The organism is Mycolicibacterium fluoranthenivorans, from assembly GCF_011758805.1.
GTDB lineage: Bacteria > Actinomycetota > Actinomycetes > Mycobacteriales > Mycobacteriaceae > Mycobacterium > Mycobacterium fluoranthenivorans.
Genome location: NZ_JAANOW010000001.1, coordinates 2,075,946 through 2,094,255, shown reverse-complemented (window position 1 = coordinate 2,094,255; position 18,310 = coordinate 2,075,946). Strand labels below are relative to the sequence as shown.

Here is an 18,310-nt window from a genome sequence, read left to right as displayed (position 1 = left end):
GACTTCGCAGTTGGCGCTGTCCCCCACCGCAAGCAGAATCGAAGCCCGCAGGAGGTGGGTCTGAACGCCCCGCTGGTATCGCCCAGGCCGAGCGACGGGTACGACCATCGGTTCACCGAAGTCGACTATCTACGCGGCATGGAACGCCTGGTGCATGCGGTGCAGGAATTGTCACTGGCGCGCAGTCTGTCCGACATCCAGCGGATCGTGCGCACCTCGGCGCGTGAGCTCATCGGCTGCGACGGCACCACCTTCGTGTTGCGCGACGACGGGATCTGCTACTACGCGGACGAGGACGCCATTGCCCCGCTGTGGAAGGGCGGCCGCTTTCCCATGACGACCTGTATCAGCGGGTGGGTCATGCTCAACCGCGCCGCCGTCGTCATTCCGGACATCTATGCCGATGCCCGTATCCCGCACGCCGCGTACCGCCCGACCTTCGTGCACAGCCTGGTGATGGTGCCGATCCGCACACTCGAGCCGGTCGGGGCGATCGGCGCCTACTGGGCTCAGGAACGTGCCGCGACCTCACGCGAAGTGTCCCTGTTGCAGGCCCTCGCGGACTCCACTTCGATCGCCATGGAGAACGTGCGCATTTACGCGGAGTTGGAGCAGCGGGTGCGTGATCGCACCGCCGATCTCGAGCGGGCGAACGAGGAGATCCACCAGATGTCCCTCACCGATGACCTGACCGGACTCACCAATCGCCGCGGCTTCTACCTTCTCGGCGAGTCGGCGCTGCGCGCGGCCCGCCGGAACAACCACCACTGTCTGCTCGCCTATATCGATGTCGACGGGCTCAAACGGGTGAACGACGAGCTGGGGCATGACGCCGGCGACTCACTCATCGCCGACGTGAGTGAGGTGCTGCGGACCATGCTGCGCGAGTCGGACATCCTTGCCCGGATAGGCGGTGACGAGTTCTGTGTGCTGGTCACCGAACCCGGCGGAGACACGGCCAGACTCAAGGATCGTCTCGCCGAGGCGTTCCGGACGTTCAACACGACCCAGGCACGCCCCTATCGGTTGTCTGCGAGTGTGGGCCTGGCCCTGACCCATCCGGAGTCCTCACACACCCTGGACGAACTACTCACCCTCGCCGATGAGCTCATGTACGCGGACAAGAAGGCCGCTACCGAGTCACGGGCCGGCGGAGTGAACACGGGTTGAGCGGCCGTACACGGGCTTTCGGGTCATGCGCGTGCCGAAGTGCCCCCGGCCAGAACGCTGAGGGCACTTCGGTATACGACGCTCGCGCGGCACTACCGCGCGATCAATACCAGACTTTTCGGCCGCCGATCGGGCGCCCGATCTGGCCCAGAACCAATAGCACCAGGCCTACGACCAGAACGATCCAGCCAATGGTGGCGATGACGGCCGGGACCGGCAAAAGATAGCCGATCGCGATGAGGATGATGCCTAAGCCTCGTTCCACCGACTGACCTGGTTGTATAGGGGTGTCGGAATGAGGAAAGTGCCCTCTGGGCTGGGATGATTGGTGTTCTCACGCATCAATCGGTCCAGTTCGGAAAGGCACTTCCGGTGCAAGTTTCGCATAGGTTCGCCTCGGATTCAGCGGTGTTCGACGATGGCAATCTCGTGTCGTGTGCCGGTGTGGTTGCGGTGATGACGTTGGCCGAGCAGACCGGGCTTTCGCGCTTGCTCGGCGAGAAGGTCCACATCAGCGCGCCGCGGATAAAGTCCGGGTCGGCGAACCCGGCACCGAAGCTGGCCACCGTGGTCGCAGGCATGGTTGCCGGTGCGGACTGCATCGATGACGTCGACATCCTGCGCAGCGGCGGGATGAAGTCGCTCTTCGACGGCGTGTACGCACCGTCGACGGTGGGAACGTTGCTGCGGGAGTTCACCTTCGGTCACGCCCGCCAGTTGGAGTCGGTGCTGCGCGAGCACCTGGTGGCGTTGTGCGGCCGGGTCGACCTGCTCCCCAACGCCGCCGAACAACGGGTGTTCATCGACATCGACTCGTTGCTGCGCCCGGTCTACGGCCACGCCAAACAAGGCGCCTCCTACGGGCACACCAAGATCGCCGGCAAGCAGATCCTGCGCAAGGGACTGTCCCCGCTCGCCACCACGATCAGCACCGCGTCCTCGGCTCCGGTGATCGCCGGGATGCGGCTCCGCGCCGGAAAGGCCAACTCGGGCAAGGGTGCCGCACGGATGGTCGCCCAAGCCATCAGCACCGCCCGCGCCGCCGGTGCCAGCGGGAAGATCCTGGTCCGCGGCGACTCGGCCTACGGCAACCGCAAGGTGGTCGCCGCGTGTGTCCGCGCAGGCGCCCAGTTCTCGCTGGTGATGACCCGCAACCCGGCCATCGACCGCGCGTTGGCCGCCATCGACGACGACGCGTGGACACCGGTGTCCTACCCCGGAGCGGTCCAAGATCCCGATACGGGGGCCTGGATCTCCGATGCCGAAGTCGCCGAAATCCCCTACACCGCATTCGCATCCACCCCCGATGCGATCACCGCCCGCCTGGTCGTGCGCCGCGTCAAAGACGCCCGCTACCCCGACGCGCTGTTCCCGGTGTGGCGGTATCACCCGTTCCTGACCAACACCGACCTGCCGGTCACCGAGGCCGACGTCACCCACCGCCAGCACGCGATCATCGAGACCGTGTTCGCCGATCTGATCGACGGAGCGTTGGCGCACATCCCGTCGGGCCGGTTCGGCGCGAACTCCGCCTGGGTGCTGTGCGCGGCGATCGCCCACAACCTGCTGCGCGCCGCCGGAGTCCTCGCCGGAGAACGTCACGGCCGAGCGCGGGGATCGACGCTGCGCCGCCGCATCGTCAACGTGCCAGCCCGACTGGCCCGTCCACAGCGCCGACCAGCCCTGCACCTACCTAGCCGCTGGCCCTGGTCGAAGGCCTGGCTTGCCCTGTGGCGCAGCATCATCGGACACAGCCCACCACAACGCGCGATCCCCTGATCAACTGCCAAACAGGCCCGACCGGAGCACACAGGAAAAGCTGGCCAGACCAGCGGGGCCACCTCATGCCCGCATCCCGAACATCGGCATCAACGAGAAACGACTCCCGTCACCGAGGTCAGTCGGTGGATCGAGGCTAAGACGATCACCTGACGCTCCTAAAGTTATTGACGACTCCGACAAAGGATGGGATACCCAGCAGCGGCGGGTTCTAATCCAGACGTCCAATCCAGACGTCCCAATCCAGACATCGTCAACGATGGCGCGCCCAGCGGGTCGGCGGCATGGCGGTGGTCGAACGGCAGGTTCGACCACCGCCCGTCAACCGATCGACACCAACTCGTCCAAGGGGTCGAACGGCAGGTCCTGATTGGTGGTCGCGGTCACCACCATGTTGGTGAGGGTGATCGAACCGCCGTGATTGTCGAGGAAGGCCGTGTCCGCGGCGTCGCGTCCGGTGGCGATACGCACCAGCGTCTGGCGCGGCGCCAGGCAGGTGGCATCGACGACGCGCCACTGCCCGTCCACGAAAGCCTCGGCGACGGCATGAAAATCCATCGGGACGCAACCCGGGGCGTACGCCGCGACCAGGCGGGCCGGAACGTTCACCGCGCGCAGCAGCGCGACGACCAGATGGGCGTAGTCGCGGCACACTCCGGCCCCCGCCAGCAAGGTGTCCTCGGCGCCGTCGATGGGGTCGCTGGATCCGGGCACATAGCTCAAACGGGCCCCGACCCACGATGAGATCTTGGCCAACAGCGTTGCCTTGTCGCTGAATTGACCGAACTCGAACCCGGCGAAGCCGAAGAACTTGTCCGATTCGGCGTAGCGGCTCGGTCTCAGATACTGAGACAGGTCGTAATCGGTGACCGGTGCCGGCTCGCTCCGGCCGACGATCGTCGCGGCGTAGTCGACGGTCAGCCAACCCGCGGCGGCTTCAAGTTTGTGGATCCGGTTGCCGTGTACGCCGGTGATCTCGGCCGGACAGACCGATTGTCCGTTCAAGACGAAGGTCAACGACTCCGATACCTGCGCTCCGGGATGCGGAGCGACGGCAATCTGAAACTCCAGGGCAGCCGGGGCGGCGATGTCCACGTCGAGATGGGCTCCGACCTCACGGATGAGAATGCTGATGGTTTCCGCCGATCCATATGTTCACGGGAACTGCTACGGCGGCGTGCCGACAGTGCCACGCCTACATGCTTGATTCCGGCTCACCTTAGCGAGGCGAGCAGTGGCACGCCCGCTACGGACCGATGAGAGAAGGATCGGCCCCGACCTGTGGCCGGGGCCGATCTTCAAAAACAACATCTGAACTGCTCAAACACATCTCCCAAGCGCCAGACGCGGTCAGGGCACCGATCCTGGCCCCGTGCGACCGCGCTAGCGGATCTTCTCGGGGATGGTGTCGAGCGCATGCAGCACCTGCACAGCGAGCTTGCCGGCGCTGTCGTCATCGAGGGCCGCCGATGTCAGCAGTGTTTCTTTGACGAGCTCGACGCGCCTTTGGTAGGGCGTACGGATGGTTGTCGGGGCGTTCATGGCGTCCTGTTCCGTCAAGCCTGTTAGGTCAATATGACACCGCTCAACACCCTCTACGCTACTCCCTGGCGACCCTCCGTGTGACACATTGCCGACCGCCACCGAGTGCGGTCCCTCCGACTCATCGAATCAACTGGTACACAGACGATCTCGTGCGAGAACGAATACGTCGCCGGCAGCAGCCGTGGGCCCCTCAAGACCCCATCGCCATCAGCGAGGGGGTCTGTGTGGTCTCAGACGCATCCCCATCGGCTGGTTGCGCCGCTGCCATCATCTTGCTGTGCGCGGAACCAGCCTCCTCGCCCGGCGGAATGACGTCGACGATCACGCGTTCCCCGTCCAGCCCGAGAATCTCGATCGTGCCGACAGGCTGCCGCACATATCCGTCGAGACGAACGGTTCGGCCACCCGTGACGAGCTTGGGTGGCGGCGCCGTCCACTCATTGACGTTGTACAACACTCGCTCGATGCGACCGAGGCGAACCGACAGCACTGCCAACAGATCAGGCAGCTCAGCAGCAAGGTCGCCGCCGTGCGGCCACCACGCCCCGTCCGACCGGCCCTGCGGGGGCGCCTTGGGCTTCAGGCGCAGTCGCGGCGTCTCTGCCGGGACCGTTCCATTCGAATCACTCTTACGTGACTGGTGTGACGTCATGACGACGGTCCATTCTTGGCGATCAGCCAGATACTTCGGATCAGCGATGACACGGCTCTAGTTGGCCAGGTGTGCGGGATACCGCCGATACCCTCCAGCATACGCCGCGTTACACCTGCACGTCGGCGCAAGGTCAATAGCCGCCCCGCAGAGCGGGTACTTGACCCAAACCATCTGCAGCACAAACTTCTTCGCCGACCGCGGCTGCCGGATCGGACATGGTGACGCGGATGCGGCGGGGACACCGCTCGTGACCGCAGGAAAACGAATCCTGTTGTGGCGACGAAATTCCGGCGCCGACGGATCGGCTCGCCAGAAACTCGCCGCCCGGACCGGCGGATCCTTGGCAGCACGTGCCCTCGCTACAGCAAGTGCCCCCAGCGGCGGTGCACCTCGGCGCCATACCTTGGAGATACCTTGGAGATACCTTGTCGTCGGCCATCTCTATCAGCGCGGTGGCGAGGTCGATCGCCTTCACCGGCGATTCGCGGACCGCAGCACCGAAGTCCCTCAGCGCCTCGTCCTGCGAGCAATTGCTCAAGCCCATCAGCACCCCGACCGCTATCTCGACCTGTCGGCGCTCTTCGATCCCGGCAATCAGATCGGACAACGTGAACATTGCAGCGGATCCGGGCGCCACCCGCCCGGTGCAGCCGTCACTCGAAACGGGGTCAGCGATTGCGGGCTCGCTCGGCGGATCGGAGTTCGGTCATGCGTGCCCCCTGTGGTGAGATGCCGCTCATCGTAGACACGTGAATTGGCAGCTGGTTCCGCTTCGTCGGATCTCGCGCCGGGGGGATGCTCGACTCCGCTTCGCGGATTGCCGCCACAACCACCCCGATGCCTCGGCACTCACCGTCTGAATATGTTCTGGCACTCCACTTCTCGCTGACCACCCATTCCGCTGTGACCCGTCCGTTAGAGTGACGCTGTGCCCACGTATCCGCAGTCCATCGCCGCGCAGCTCGCGGCGTTGGTGACTGAGGTCCATCGTGGTACCGCACCGGAGGCCGCTGGACTTCGCGACCTCATCGACAGCGCATGCGAACACGTGCCCGGCGCGCAGTATGTCGGGATCACGATGGCTGACCATGCGGATGGCATCACCACGGTGGCGGCTTCGCACCGTTACCCCGCATTATTAGACGAGATCCAGCAGCGTTACCAGGAGGGCCCCTGCGTCTCGGCCGCCTGGGAGCACGCCACGATATGCATCCGCGACCTCGAAACCGATCATCGATGGCCCCGCTACCGCCACGAGGTGTTGAGCCAGAGCCCCATCCGTTCGGTGATGGCCTTCGAGTTGTTCGCGGACGGCCCCACGATGGGTGCCTTGAACTTTTACGCCGAGCGGCCGCACGCGTTCGACCAGGAATCCGTCGAACTCGGACTGGTCTTCGCCACCCACATTTCGCTCGCCTGGGCAGTCGTACGGCGTCAGGAGCAATTTCGCAGCGCCCTGGCCAGCCGCGACCTCATCGGACAGGCAAAGGGCATGATCATGGAGCGGTATCGCGTCGATGCCGTCCACGCTTTCGAACTGCTGAAGCGCCTGTCGCAGATATCGAACAGCAAGGTGGTTGACGTCGCGCAGGCACTGATTGCCGCCGAATTCCCGCCACCGGCTCACCACCGGTGACGAGTAGCCTGCAAAGAGGGGACGTGAATTGAGGGGACGATCATGGCGAAGTGCATCGCGGTTCCCCACGGCTCAGGCGCGGTGGCCTGACGGTGGCCACCATCGAGGAGTCGCTGCTGGCTGCAATGGGTGAGCATCGCGGCTCGGCTGCCGCAGACCGGCTGTGCGAGTCGTGTGTGGCACTGCTGGGCATCGACGCCGCGGCGATATCCCTGGTGTTCGACGGCACCAACCACGGGACGCTCGGCGCCAGCGGCGCAGCGGCCCGTCGGTATGACGAAGCGCAGTTCACCTACGGCGAGGGACCCTGCCTCGATGCGGTCGCCCGCCGGGCGCCGGTGGTGTCCGTCGATCTGGCTGATCCTTCCGAAATTCGTTGGCCTGCATACGGTCCGGCGATGCTTGCCAATCGCATACACGGGGTGTACGCCATGCCGATCGTGGTGGCGGGCGAGTTCGTCGGCGCCTTGGACTTCTTCCAGACGGACCCGGTCGGGTTGGCGCCCCGGCAGGTGGCCGGCGTGGTGGCGGCCGCCGAACTGGCGCGGATCCCGATGCTTGATCTGCTCGATCGGAAGCTGCACGACTCGGCCGTCATCCCCGGGAGCGAAGCGTGGTCGGAGTTCAACGTGCTGACCAGGGCGGAGGTGAGCCAGGCCACCGGCATGATCATGGCTCAACTCAATATCCCGGCCCACACTGCGCTCGTTCGACTGCGGGCACATGCGTACGCGACCAATCGCAGCGCCACCGAGGTGGCCCGCGACATTCTGGCCCGGCGGCTGCGACTGGAAGCCGACTGATGACCGGCGCGGAAAGGCACCTGTGATGACCGAGGCACCGCGGGAGACCCGGGTACTGGAAGCAGTGGTGTCGTTGGTGGACAGCCTGCTCGATGATTTCGACCTGGTCGAGAACTTGACCGACCTCACCCACCGTTGCGCGGCGCTTCTCGACGTGGATGCGGCCGGTCTGCTGCTCGCCGACCCGCACCGGCGGTTGCACCTGATGGCCGCCACCTCAGAGCAGTCCAGCGATCTGGAGCTGTTTCAACTGCAGGCCGAGGAAGGTCCTTGCCTGGACTGCTTTGCCGGCGGACGACCTGTTTCGGTCCCGGATCTTCCTCTCCAGGCGGACAGGTGGCCGCGGTTCGTGCCGGCAGCCACCGAGGCCGGATTCGCGTCGGTCCATGCCGTGCCGATGCGCGCGGCGGGCACGGTGTTGGGCGCGCTCGGCTTGTTCGGCGCCGACACCGGCGACCTCAACGAAGCCGACCTGCTGGTGGCCCAGACGCTGGCCCACGTCGCGTGCGTGGCGATTCTGCAAGATCACGCACCCACGCCGGCGACCGTGGTGCCGCGCTTGCAGACCGCGTTGACCAGTCGCGTCGTGGTGGAGCAGGCCAAGGGTTTCCTGGCCGAGCGGCTGCACGTCTCGGTCGAGAACGCGTTCGGCCTGCTGCGCGGCTACGCACAGACCCACCACGTTCACCTGACCGCGGTGGCCCGCGATGTGATCAGCGACCCCGACGCCCGCGAGACCATCCTGTCCACGATCGGTGCCTCAACCGCGCCGTCGGCCTGACCCGGGGTGTCCACACGAGGCCAGGTGCTGCTTCTGCGTCGTCGGCTCACTGACACCGAGGTGTGAGCTCGGAATAGACCTGGCGGAACTTTCCGCTGCGCGGACCGTCGTCGCCCCATGAGCAGACAAGAAGGCCGCCAACCGGTTTCGCAACTCTGCCCACACCGCTTCTCGATCGCCGCCGTCCTTGACACGCAGGCGAACCGTCAGGCTTGATGGTGTGCATTGAATGAGCTGGCAGCCGGTTACGCCGGGCGTTTCTTCGGCCACCGTGGCGATGGCCAGCGGAAGTATCCGGACCTCTTCGCCCTGCCGTGTGGGAAAGGTCAGGATGTCGTGGGTGCGACCGACGACCTGAATCGACGGAAAGGGACTACCGCAGATACAGGGGTCGGCATCCATGGCCACTCGGTCGCCCATGCGGTAGCGGATGATCGGTTGAATCCTGTTGGCCAGGTAGGTGATCAGCACATCGTCGGAGAGCCGACCGGCCGGGACAGGGCGGCGGAGAAGATACGCTGCATTCCCCCTCGCCACGGCATCTTCCGGATGCGACGAGCCATCATCGTGTTGCCGAGAAAGTGCCCTCCGGAGACGAAAACCGCGGCAAGTCGGCCACGCCCGCGTACCAGCGCCCACCCCAGTCCCGGCGAATGCCAAAACACCGACAGCGAGCGCGCATAGCCCAACACGTTGTAGACAACCAGCGCGGCGTGATCGTGCAGCAGGATCGCCGGGATGCCGGTCGCTCCGGACGTCGTACACACCACATAGCGATCCAGAAATTCGCGCCCACTGTTGCCCGAATCCGCAAGGAACGCCTCGATTCGAGCCTTGGTCACCGACGGGTCCGTCACCCAGTCATCGAAATGGCTCATCAGCTCGGCGTTGGAAGCCGCCCCCGATCATCTGCGGCTTGGTGTGGTGGGGATCGGACGGACGTGACCCCCTCGTCGCAGAAGAATGCGGGCGCGGATCTACTGACGCGCCATGGCGACGCGCGCTTCGGCTCTGGCGGCCTCCTCGTGGTCGTGATGTTCCGCAGGCGAGGTACTGATAGTGACCTTGTCGATCGTGCCGGTGAAGGCGAACGGCGATGCGTACATCGTGGTGATCGGCGAACCCGGATTTCGGCCCACGGCGAGGCCGCCGCCTATCCCCAAAGACAGCGGAACGGTCACCGGGAAGTCGGCCTCACCGACCACGTCGTCATCGACGAGCAGGCGGGCATGACCGGGAGTACCCCTGCCAGCCAACAGATCTGGCGGTCCCGTGGGCACGAACTCGTAACGCAGCGTGTGCCGACCGGGTGCGACCGCCGCATTCGACACCACGTGGAGTTCTTGTGCGCCGACGTAGTTGTGCACGTAGTGCAGCAGCCCATCCTGAACGAACATGGTGTATCCGCCGATGTTGCTTCCCTGACAGACGATGACACCGTTGTCGTTCTCGGCCAGCTCGGCCTCGGCGGTGATGGAGTGCGCGCGGTTGAGTACCTTGACCGCGGTGTTCTCCGGGACCGCCTGTGTGCCGGGGAAATACACGTAGGATTCGCGCTCGGCACTGATCTGCGGTCGCGGATCGGCGAAGCGCATTGTGCCTCTGCTGTCGAGCGGCAGAACGTGGTATTTGCCCGCCTCGGTGTACCAGAGTGCGATCATCTCGACCAACCGCGGACGTTCAGATTCGGCCAAATTCTTGGTTTCGGTGGGATCGACGTCGACGTGGTAGAGCTCCCAGCCGGTGGCGTCGAGCTCGCGCAGCTTGTCCTCGGTCAGCTCGACCGCACCGAATCCGGCCCCCGCCTCCGCAAAGGACGCTCCGGGAAACGGGCAGACCGCCCGCCAGCCGTCGTGATAGATCGAACGGTGCGCGAACATCTCGAAGTACTGCGTGTGACGCTTGGACGGAGCTTGGGCGTCGTCGAATGTGTGTGCCAGGCTGACCCCTTCGATGGCTGATTGCGATACGCCTCGAATTGCCGCTGGAGGATCGATGCCGAGAGCATCGAGCACCGTGGGCACCATGTCGATGACATGGCAATATTGTTGACGTAGTTCGCCTTTGGCCTTGATTCCGGCCGGCCAGTGTACGAGGAAGCCGTCGGCGACGCCGCCGCGATAGGTTTCGCGCTTCCACCGCCGGAACGGGGTGTTGCCGGCGAACGTCCAGCCCCACGAGTAGTGATTGAAGTACTTCGGCCCGCCGAGGTCATCGATCGCGTCGAGATTCTGCTGCAGGTCATCGGGCACGTTGTTGAAGAACTTGTTCTCGTTGACCGACCCGTGTGGACCACCCTCGGCGCTCGCGCCGTTGTCGGAGACCAGCATCACCAACGTGTTGTCCAGCTGCCGGGTGCTCTCCAGATAGTCGATCAATCGGCCGATCTGATGGTCGACGTGCTCGAAATACCCCGCGAACACTTCCATCATCCGCGCATACAAGCGTTGTTCGTCGGCACTCAGGTCGTCCCACCGCGCAACGTCGGGATCGTGGCGCGATAGCTCCACGTCGTCGGCGAAGATCCCCAGTTCCTTTTGCCGGGCGAAGACCTTCTCCCGGTATGCGTCCCAACCGTCGTCGAACTTTCCGCGATACTTCGCCACCCACTCCGGCGGAGCCTGATGCGGGGCATGGTTCGCGCCCGTGGCGAAGTACAGGAAGAACGGCTTGTCGGGCGCCACCTGCTTCAGATCGGCGATGAAGTTGATCGCCCGATCCGCGAGGTCCTCGCTGAGGTGGTACCCCTCTTCAGGCGTCTTCGGCGGATCGACCTGATGATTGTCGAACACCAGATCGGGATAGTACTGATGGGTGTCGCCGCCCAGGAAGCCGTAGTAGCGCTCGAACCCACGCCCCAGCGGCCAGCGGTCATACGGCCCGGCAGCGCTGATTTGTTCGGCCGGGGTCAAATGCCACTTGCCGATGCAGTAGGTGGCATAGCCATGCTGCAGAAGCATCTCGGAGAGGAGGCCGTTCTCGAACGGGATCGCACCGTTGGAGCCGGGGAAGCCCGTAGACCCCTCCGTAATGCAGGCCATCGCGTTGGAGTGATGGTTGCGGCCCGTCAGCATGCACGATCGGGATGGTGAGCAGAGCGCCGTGGTGTGCATGTTGGTGTAGAGCAAACCGTTGGTCGCCAATCGGTCCAGGTTCGGTGTATTGATCGGCGAGCCGTAGCAACCGAACTGTCCATAGCCGGTGTCGTCGAGCACGATGAAGACGACGTTCGCGGCCCCCGGCTGGGAACGGTTCGGCGTCGGCCAGGCGGGGTCGGATTCACCGATCGTCCGACCGATTCGGCCGGGAAAGGTTGTACCTGATGGGTATTCGGTCAGTGCCATGTCGCCGCCCCTCGTCGGTCTTCAGGACAACTGCACAGTACAAATTTCTCGCTCCGTTTGGACGGTGTTCGACATTGCGGCGAGAAGACGGCAGGGTCCTCGGACATCATTGGTCCAAAGCAACCCGGCATCGTCCATGGAGTTGCATAATCACCGATGGTGACCATTCTCTGGTGCTAGGGGAGGCCGAGATGCCAGATGAAGAATCAGGCGCCGCCGCACCCGGCGACGGCTCGGTGCTGCCGATACCCCCCAAGCCATTCGACGGCAAGATCGGCGACACCTACGCCGACTCAACTCCGGAAAAGCCCGAGATGCTCATGGCACCGGAGGCGGCCCCGAATGTGCTGGTCGTGCTGATCGACGACGTCGGGTTCGGCCACACCTCGACGTTCGGCGGCCCGGTGAATACGCCGACGCTGCAACGATTGGCTGACGATGGATTGCGGTACAACCGTTTTCACACCACCGCGCTGTGTTCGCCGACCCGCGCCGCGCTGCTGACAGGTCGCAACCACCACAGCGCGCACACCGGCACGATCATGGAATTGGCCACCGGCTATCCGGGCTACGACGGCGTCATCGGGCGCGATACCGCGACCGTGGCCGAGACACTGCGACTGCGTGGTTACAACACCGCCGCCTTCGGCAAATGGCACAACACCCCCGACTACGAGTTGTCCGCTGCCGGACCGTACGACCGGTGGCCGACCCGACTGGGGTTCGAGTACTTCTACGGCTTCCAGGGCGGCGAGGCCAATCAGTGGCACACGCCGATGTATGAGGGCACCACCCCGATCGAGCCACCCGACGAGCCCGGCTGGCACTTCTCCGAGGCGATCGCCGACCGCTGCGTGTCCTGGATCGCCGAGCAGCAGGCCGTTGCACCGGACAAGCCGTTCTTTGTGTACTGGGCGCCCGGCGCTACCCACACCCCACACCACGTGGCACCCGAATGGGCCGATCGCTACCAGGGCAAATTCGACCACGGCTGGGACGAGCAACGCCGTCTGACTTGGGAGAAGCAGAAACAGCTCGGGGTCATCCCCGCGGACACCAGGCTCACACCGCGACCGGACAGCATCCCCGCCTGGAACAGCGCCAGCGCCGACGAGAAGCGGCTCTACGCCCGCATGCAGGAGGTGTACGCCGGCTTCCTCGAACACGTCGATGCCCAGGTCGGCCGCATCGTCGATCAACTCGAGGTGCTGGGCCTGCGCGACGACACGATGATCGTCTACATCGTCGGTGACAACGGCCCCAGCGCCGAGGGCTCGCTGACCGGCACCCTGAACAACATGAAGACCCAACAGGGTTTCCCGGACAGTCCGGAGACGATGCTGCCGCTGATAGACGAGATCGGCTCGGCCAAGCACGAGAACCACTACCCGGTGCCGTGGGCGTGGGCCGGATCCTCGCCGTTTCAGTGGATGAAGCAGGTGGCATCGCATTTCGGCGGCACCCGCAATCCGGTGGTGATCTCCTGGCCCAAGAGGATCAAGGACACCGGCGGCCTGCGTTCGCAGTTCCATCACGTGATCGACATCGCCCCGACGATTCTCGACGTCGCCGGCATCGTGGCGCCGAAAACCGTGGATGGTGTCGAGCAACGGGCTATCGAAGGGGTCAGCCTGGCCTACACCTTCGATGACGCCGACGCCGCAAGCCGGCGCACCACACAGTATTTCGAGATGATGGGCAATCGGGCGCTCTACCACGAGGGCTGGGTCGCCGGCTGCCTCCATGGCAAGCTGCCTTGGCAGACAACGGGTTCGGCGTCCTTCGACAACGACACCTGGGAACTCTACGACATCGAGCGCGACTTCAGCCAGGCCGACGACCTCGCCGCGCAGCACCCGGACAAGCTGCACGAATTACAGGACATGTTCCTGGTCGAGGCCAGGAAATACAACGTCCTGCCGCTGGACGACCGGTTCGCCGAACGCGCCGACGCCGCGCTGCGCCCGAACCTGTTGGCGGGCAAGACCAGCTTTGTGTACCTGCCCGGCACGGTCCGGATACCGGAACCGGCCGCACCCAATACCAAGAACGTCGACCACACCATCGGTGTCGAACTCGACATCCCCGACGTGGGCGCCGACGGTGCGCTGGTCAGCTGTGGTGGCGAAGCCGGTGGCTACACCCTGTTCATCCACGGCGGACACCTGGTGTGGGAACACAACTGGTTCAACGAGGAGCGGTACCGGGTCACCTCCGACGCACCGATCCCACCGGGGCATCACATCGTATCGGCAGAGATCCGGGTGGACGACGCGACCACACCCGGAACGGGCGGCGACGTCACATTGCGACTGGGCGAAACAGCCATCGGTACAGGGCGTTTCGACAAGCAGGTGCCATTCCGCTTCACCGTCAATGAGACGTTCGACGTCGGCTGCAGCCTGATCACACCGGTCTCATCGCTCTACCAGTCCCCGGCCACCTTCACGGGCACCATCAAACGCGTTCTCATCGACATCAGCGGAGCACCCTTCATAGATCTGGCCACCCGGGCAAAAGTAGCCATGGCCCTGCAGTAGCCGATGAGGAGCTCACGTGCGACGCGTGCGGTCCGACTTCGGCATGTGATTGCCGCCTAGGCGTGTCCACGAGTGTGGGGTTGTCACGTTCTTCGCAACTGACAACGATGGTGCGATCGGATCTCGTTGGCAGGCCCTTGGCTCACCACAATCTCCGATGTCACGGTTTCTCCAGGCATCTGGGCGCACCGAGGTGAAAGCCCTGGCCGTACTCGATACCGAGATGAATCAAGGTCTGGAGCTGGCCTGCCGTCTCCACCGCTTCGGCGACAATCGTCGCGTTCATCTCGGTACCAAGCGAGGTGAGCGCGGTGGCTATAGCCCGCTTAGCCGGATCTTTGTCGATGTCGGCGATGAGCTCACCGTCGATCTTGATGACGTCAGGACGAAGTCGCAGCAATTGAGTGAAGCTGGCATAGCCGGCACCCGCATCGTCGACTGCGAGGCCTATCCCATGTTCGCGCAGGTGCGTCAGGCCCACGGCGAGGCCATCGGGAAACGGCTCGTGTTCGGTGATTTCAATGATCAATCTTCGGTCTTGGGCCAGCAGGAAGTCCTGAATCGGCGCTTCCAGTGCAGCGGTCGGACTCAAATTGACCGCGATCGGAGAATCAGCCGGGATGCCGCGAGCGGCCGCCAAGACGGCACGCAGGGCGGCATATTCCAGGTCGAGGCCTCGACCCATGCGGCGCGCCGTGCTGAACCACTGCGCCGGGGCCAGTCCCGATGATGCGGGAAAGCGCGCCAACCCTTCGTAGGCGATCGTCCTGTGACTCGCGAGGTGCACGATGGGCTGGAACGCCACGCGAAGGACGTCGGGTTGCGCGAGGAGCGCGTCCAGTCGAACCCGGTGTCCCTCGGCCTCGGCCGCCTCCGGCACCATCACCGATGCGACGAAACGAGCTGTGAAGGCTGCCTCCGCAGGGTCGTGGCCATCGACGATCGCGTGTGTCAGCAGCGTCGAGAGTTCCGACTGGCTGGCGATCAATGCCGACACAAAGTCGCTGACCGCAACCATGGGGTCGATATCTGTAGCAGTGAACGCGCCCGGGACTGTCGCGGCCAGCATCAGAGAACCCATGGCTGCACCGTTGTGGATCAACGGAATCACCGCCCATGATCGTGTGCCCCATTGTCGGTTAAGCGCACGGACTCTTTGCGACAATCGGGTGTCTACCAGTGCATCGTCTACCAGGAGCGGGTGCTTCTCCCGCGCGGCAATGCCCTGCAAACTGCGGTCCTTCGGGATGACGAAGCCCAAGGCCGACGTCAGTACGCCGCTGGCGGAAACCGTCACATAGGCGTTATCGGAGGCGCGAAGCAGGTTGATGGCTGCACCATCAGCATTGGCCATGAACACACACGCTTGCTCGGCGACGCGGATCATCAGTGACGCTGGATCCACCGAGGTGGACAGCGCGGTTACCAGCCGGTTCATTGCGCCTTTCCTCCACATCGGCCACGAACCGCTGGAAGTAGTTCCGGTAATAGGGCGAGGTTTAGCGAAGCCCGCGGCATCACAGGTTCCCCTCAGGTTACGCACTTCATCGGCGGCAACGCCTTGTAACAAACAAATCGCCCGTCAAACAACCGTCTTCTGCCTGTAGATGCCGCTGCAGTAACGGGCCGCGCGCAGCGTTACGGTCACGCCTGGACGAACTGTGCACTAACCCGGGTTTGATGCGCACGTTCTTTCGAGGGAAGGAGTGTTTGCATCATGCCGAAGATGTAAGACGACGAGTTCAAGGCCCGGGCGGTGCGGTTGGTCGCCGACCAGCCTGACGGGGTACGCACCGATACCAAACGAGAGGTCCGTGAGCTCGAGCGCAAGAACATTGAGCTTGAGGAGACCATCGAACTCCTCAAAGCTGCAGCAGCTTTCATGACACTCGGGCGTGCTGAACTTCTCCGCACCGCGCATCACCGAAAGCTGAGTGAGCTGCTGATCACGTTCTTCCGCACCCCACTCCGAGGCCGACAGCCTGTGCGGGGCCGGGTGCGGCGATCACAGCGCCGAGCGCACCACCTCCCCCAACGGCTGCCGCCGGCTAAAGATCTTCTCTTGAGCGAATTCCCACTTGGGCCGAAAGGATAGTTCGGCTGATGAAGACTGTGCTCACCGGTACAGCAGCGGGCGCCTCGGCAGCGACAATCTTAGCCGTTCTGTTCGGGCGCCCAGGGACTATGTCGAGGGCCTTTTGGTCGGTCACAGTTTCAAGCCGCTCACGGACTCAAACAATGCATCCACACGCTGCCAGGCGCGTGCGTGACGGCTGAATATGACGAACAAGACGCGAATGGTTGAATTCGGATCCATCACATGAGACAGGAGATTTTGGTACTCACCGGAGCGACCGACTTTCGGCAGTCTGAAAGTGAAGCTCGGAAAAGCTCTACCCCCGGGCCATCTTGACGGAGGTTTCGATCAATGCAGGGCACGGCGCACATACCACGGAATTTCGGCACACCATTGTCTTGGAAGCCTCGGGCATTACCAGGACTATTGGCTGTGACATAAGGCGCAACCAACAGAAAAACCCCGGCCGATGGCCGGGGTCTTCCGTAACCGATGACGAGACTCACGTGTAACCCACGTCTCGACTCGTCACATGGTGGAGCTAAGGGGATTCGAACCCCTGACCCCCACACTGCCAGTGTGGTGCGCTACCAACTGCGCCATAGCCCCGTAACTTGTGCTCACCGAAAGTACACCACCCGTACCCCTGGTTCAAAACCGCTGGTCACGGGAGCTCTCCACCCGCCTCCGGGCCGAGCGGACGAGCCGGGGTGTGTGCTTGCGACGTCATCTGACGGGTCTCCGGCGCAAAAGCCCACCCCAATGCGGCGATCAGCAGGATCACCCCGCTGATCACGAACGCCGACCCGAACGACAGATACTGGGCGATCTGCCCGACCACCAGGGATCCGGCGATGGCCCCCACGTCGGACATCATCTGATAGGTCGCCACCGCCGTGCCGGCCCGCGCCTTGCTGCCGATGATGTCGGCCACCGCAGCCTGCTGCGGCGAGGTGAACACGCCCGCCGCGGCCCCGGCGACGAACGCGGCCGCCATGAACAGCGTCAGCGAGGACGCCAGCCCGACCAACAGGGTCGCCACCCCGGAGATCGCCAGCCCCGTGATCAACGGCACCCGACGGCCCACCCGATCGGAGAGGTAACCGCTGGGAATCACCGCCGAGACGTTCCCGATGGCGAACACCGCCAACGCCAGCCCGGCCATCCGCGGCCCGCGATGCAGCACCTCGGTCACGAACAGCGGAACCAACGCGATCCGCAGACCGAACACCGACCACCCGGTCGCGAAGTTCGAGAACAGGGCCGCCAGGTAGGCGCGGTTGCCGAGCACATCGCGCACCGTCACCGTCGGTCCGCTGTGGTCGGCCGGCGCCCCCAGCGGCGAGTGTCGCAGGCTGACCCAGACCACCCCGGCCGCCACCACCAACGCCACCCCGTAGATCGCGAACGGCGCAGACAGCCCGAGCCCTGCGGTCAACGCGCCGAGCACCGGTCCGCCGACCGACCCGACCAGGAAAGCGCTGGAGAACATCCCCGCCACCCGGCCGCGGGCGTCCGGCGGTGAGATCCGGATCATCAGACCGAGCGAGGACACCGTGAACATCGCCGACCCGAACCCGCCCAGCGAGCGGAACAGCAGCAGCTGCCAGTAGGTCTGCGCGAAGGCGCACACCCCGGTGGACACCGCGACGATCAGCAGGCCGCTCAGGTAGACGCGCCGCTCCCCCAGCTTCTGCACGAAGAGGCCGCTGGCCGGCGCCGCGCACAGCCGCATCAGCGCGAACGCGGTGATAACGAAGGTCGCGGCGCTGATGCTGACGCCGAAGTTGCGGGCGTATTGCGGAAGGACGGGAGAAACCACGCCATACCCGAGGGCGATGACCGCGTTGGCGGTGATCAGCACCCACACTTCACCGGGTAGCCGCTGCTTACAGTCGTCCTCCGTAACAGAACTCACCCGTTGACTGTAGGCACCCACATCCGGGTGCCTCTCTGCTGGAGTGCGTCATCACATGATGA

General features: G+C 64.4%; 16 protein-coding genes and 1 tRNA gene. 6 read left to right on the top strand and 11 right to left on the bottom strand.

Annotated features, from left to right (window positions below; genetic code table 11):
* Window positions 1–60: 60 nt before the first annotated feature.
* Window positions 61–1,170 (top strand): GGDEF domain-containing protein, encoded by a 1,110-nt coding sequence (locus tag FHU31_RS10225; protein ID WP_409371213.1) that lies wholly within the window; start codon window positions 61–63, stop codon window positions 1,168–1,170.
* Window positions 1,171–1,273: 103 nt separating this feature from the next.
* Here the strand turns inward: FHU31_RS10225 and FHU31_RS10220 are convergent, their stop codons facing one another.
* Window positions 1,274–1,435 (bottom strand): DUF6131 family protein, encoded by a 162-nt coding sequence (locus tag FHU31_RS10220; protein ID WP_167157948.1) that lies wholly within the window; start codon window positions 1,433–1,435, stop codon window positions 1,274–1,276.
* Window positions 1,436–1,542: 107 nt separating this feature from the next.
* On the opposite strand from FHU31_RS10220, the gene FHU31_RS10215 reads away from it, so the two are divergent.
* Window positions 1,543–2,949 (top strand): IS1380 family transposase, encoded by a 1,407-nt coding sequence (locus FHU31_RS10215; protein WP_167155782.1) that lies wholly within the window; start codon window positions 1,543–1,545, stop codon window positions 2,947–2,949.
* 321 nt (window positions 2,950–3,270) lie between these two features.
* Here FHU31_RS10215 and FHU31_RS10210 read toward each other — a convergent pair whose 3' ends face one another.
* The 4 genes from FHU31_RS10210 to FHU31_RS10195 form a co-directional block, all read right to left on the bottom strand.
* A complete protein-coding gene (locus tag FHU31_RS10210; RefSeq protein WP_167160869.1) occupies window positions 3,271–4,077 on the bottom strand; it encodes a transglutaminase-like domain-containing protein in 807 nt (268 codons plus the stop codon).
* Window positions 4,078–4,332: 255 nt separating this feature from the next.
* On the bottom strand, window positions 4,333–4,491 hold the full coding sequence (locus FHU31_RS10205; protein ID WP_167157946.1) for a DUF6307 family protein: 159 nt from the start codon (window positions 4,489–4,491) through the stop codon (window positions 4,333–4,335).
* Window positions 4,492–4,684: 193 nt separating this feature from the next.
* On the bottom strand, window positions 4,685–5,146 hold the full coding sequence (locus FHU31_RS10200) for a DUF5994 family protein (protein WP_167157944.1): 462 nt from the start codon (window positions 5,144–5,146) through the stop codon (window positions 4,685–4,687).
* A 133-nt stretch (window positions 5,147–5,279) separates the two neighbouring features.
* Window positions 5,280–5,756, bottom strand: coding sequence for an ANTAR domain-containing protein (locus FHU31_RS10195; protein ID WP_167157942.1), 477 nt, complete (start codon window positions 5,754–5,756; stop codon window positions 5,280–5,282).
* A 321-nt stretch (window positions 5,757–6,077) separates the two neighbouring features.
* Between FHU31_RS10195 and FHU31_RS10190 the strand changes: the two genes are divergently transcribed.
* The 3 genes from FHU31_RS10190 (at window position 6,078) to FHU31_RS10180 (ending at window position 8,369) form a co-directional block, all read left to right on the top strand.
* Entirely contained in the window at window positions 6,078–6,785 is a 708-nt protein-coding gene (locus FHU31_RS10190) for a GAF and ANTAR domain-containing protein (protein ID WP_167157941.1), read from the top strand.
* A 125-nt stretch (window positions 6,786–6,910) separates the two neighbouring features.
* Window positions 6,911–7,588, top strand: a complete 678-nt coding sequence (locus FHU31_RS10185) for a GAF and ANTAR domain-containing protein (RefSeq protein ID WP_167160867.1) — start codon at window positions 6,911–6,913, stop codon at window positions 7,586–7,588.
* Window positions 7,589–7,613: 25 nt separating this feature from the next.
* The gene (locus tag FHU31_RS10180) at window positions 7,614–8,369 is read left to right on the top strand and encodes a GAF and ANTAR domain-containing protein (protein WP_167157939.1); all 756 of its coding nucleotides are present in this window, start codon (window positions 7,614–7,616) and stop codon (window positions 8,367–8,369) included.
* Here the strand turns inward: FHU31_RS10180 and FHU31_RS31230 are convergent.
* From FHU31_RS31230 to FHU31_RS10170, 3 genes are all read right to left on the bottom strand, one after another.
* A complete protein-coding gene (locus FHU31_RS31230) occupies window positions 8,349–8,840 on the bottom strand; it encodes a hypothetical protein (RefSeq protein ID WP_208410188.1) in 492 nt (163 codons plus the stop codon). The two genes, FHU31_RS10180 and FHU31_RS31230, sit on opposite strands and share 21 nt — an antisense overlap.
* Complete coding sequence (locus FHU31_RS31225; protein WP_208410187.1) at window positions 8,834–9,247, bottom strand: hypothetical protein; 414 nt, start codon at window positions 9,245–9,247, stop codon at window positions 8,834–8,836. The genes FHU31_RS31230 and FHU31_RS31225 overlap by 7 nt, the downstream gene beginning before the upstream one ends.
* 99 nt (window positions 9,248–9,346) lie before the next feature.
* Entirely contained in the window at window positions 9,347–11,713 is a 2,367-nt protein-coding gene (locus FHU31_RS10170; protein ID WP_167157937.1) for an arylsulfatase, read from the bottom strand.
* Between the two features lie 191 nt (window positions 11,714–11,904).
* Between FHU31_RS10170 and FHU31_RS10165 the strand changes: the two genes are divergently transcribed.
* Entirely contained in the window at window positions 11,905–14,253 is a 2,349-nt protein-coding gene (locus FHU31_RS10165) for an arylsulfatase (protein WP_167157935.1), read from the top strand.
* 160 nt (window positions 14,254–14,413) lie between these two features.
* Here the strand turns inward: FHU31_RS10165 and FHU31_RS10160 are convergent, their stop codons facing one another.
* The 3 genes from FHU31_RS10160 to FHU31_RS10150 form a co-directional block, all read right to left on the bottom strand.
* The gene (locus tag FHU31_RS10160; RefSeq protein WP_167157933.1) at window positions 14,414–15,691 is read right to left on the bottom strand and encodes a sensor domain-containing phosphodiesterase; all 1,278 of its coding nucleotides are present in this window, start codon (window positions 15,689–15,691) and stop codon (window positions 14,414–14,416) included.
* A gap of 1,172 nt (window positions 15,692–16,863) precedes the next feature.
* Window positions 16,864–16,939, bottom strand: a tRNA-Ala gene (locus FHU31_RS10155).
* A gap of 55 nt (window positions 16,940–16,994) precedes the next feature.
* Window positions 16,995–18,248: an MFS transporter gene (locus FHU31_RS10150; protein WP_167157931.1), complete on the bottom strand. Its 1,254-nt coding sequence runs from the start codon at window positions 18,246–18,248 to the stop codon at window positions 16,995–16,997.
* Window positions 18,249–18,310 lie beyond the last annotated feature (62 nt).

What these genes read in the sequence shown, in the direction of transcription:
- FHU31_RS10205 (WP_167157946.1), bottom strand. Translation starts at nt 4,491, where the DNA reads ATGAACGCCCCGACAACCATCCGTACGCCCTACCAAAGGCGCGTCGAG.
- FHU31_RS10200 (WP_167157944.1), bottom strand. Translation starts at nt 5,146, where the DNA reads ATGACGTCACACCAGTCACGTAAGAGTGATTCGAATGGAACGGTCCCG.
- FHU31_RS10185 (WP_167160867.1), top strand. Translation starts at nt 6,911, where the DNA reads ATGGGTGAGCATCGCGGCTCGGCTGCCGCAGACCGGCTGTGCGAGTCG.
- FHU31_RS10180 (WP_167157939.1), top strand. Translation starts at nt 7,614, where the DNA reads ATGACCGAGGCACCGCGGGAGACCCGGGTACTGGAAGCAGTGGTGTCG.
- FHU31_RS31225 (WP_208410187.1), bottom strand. Translation starts at nt 9,247, where the DNA reads ATGAGCCATTTCGATGACTGGGTGACGGACCCGTCGGTGACCAAGGCT.
- FHU31_RS10170 (WP_167157937.1), bottom strand. Translation starts at nt 11,713, where the DNA reads ATGGCACTGACCGAATACCCATCAGGTACAACCTTTCCCGGCCGAATC.
- FHU31_RS10165 (WP_167157935.1), top strand. Translation starts at nt 11,905, where the DNA reads ATGCCAGATGAAGAATCAGGCGCCGCCGCACCCGGCGACGGCTCGGTG.
- FHU31_RS10160 (WP_167157933.1), bottom strand. Translation starts at nt 15,691, where the DNA reads ATGAACCGGCTGGTAACCGCGCTGTCCACCTCGGTGGATCCAGCGTCA.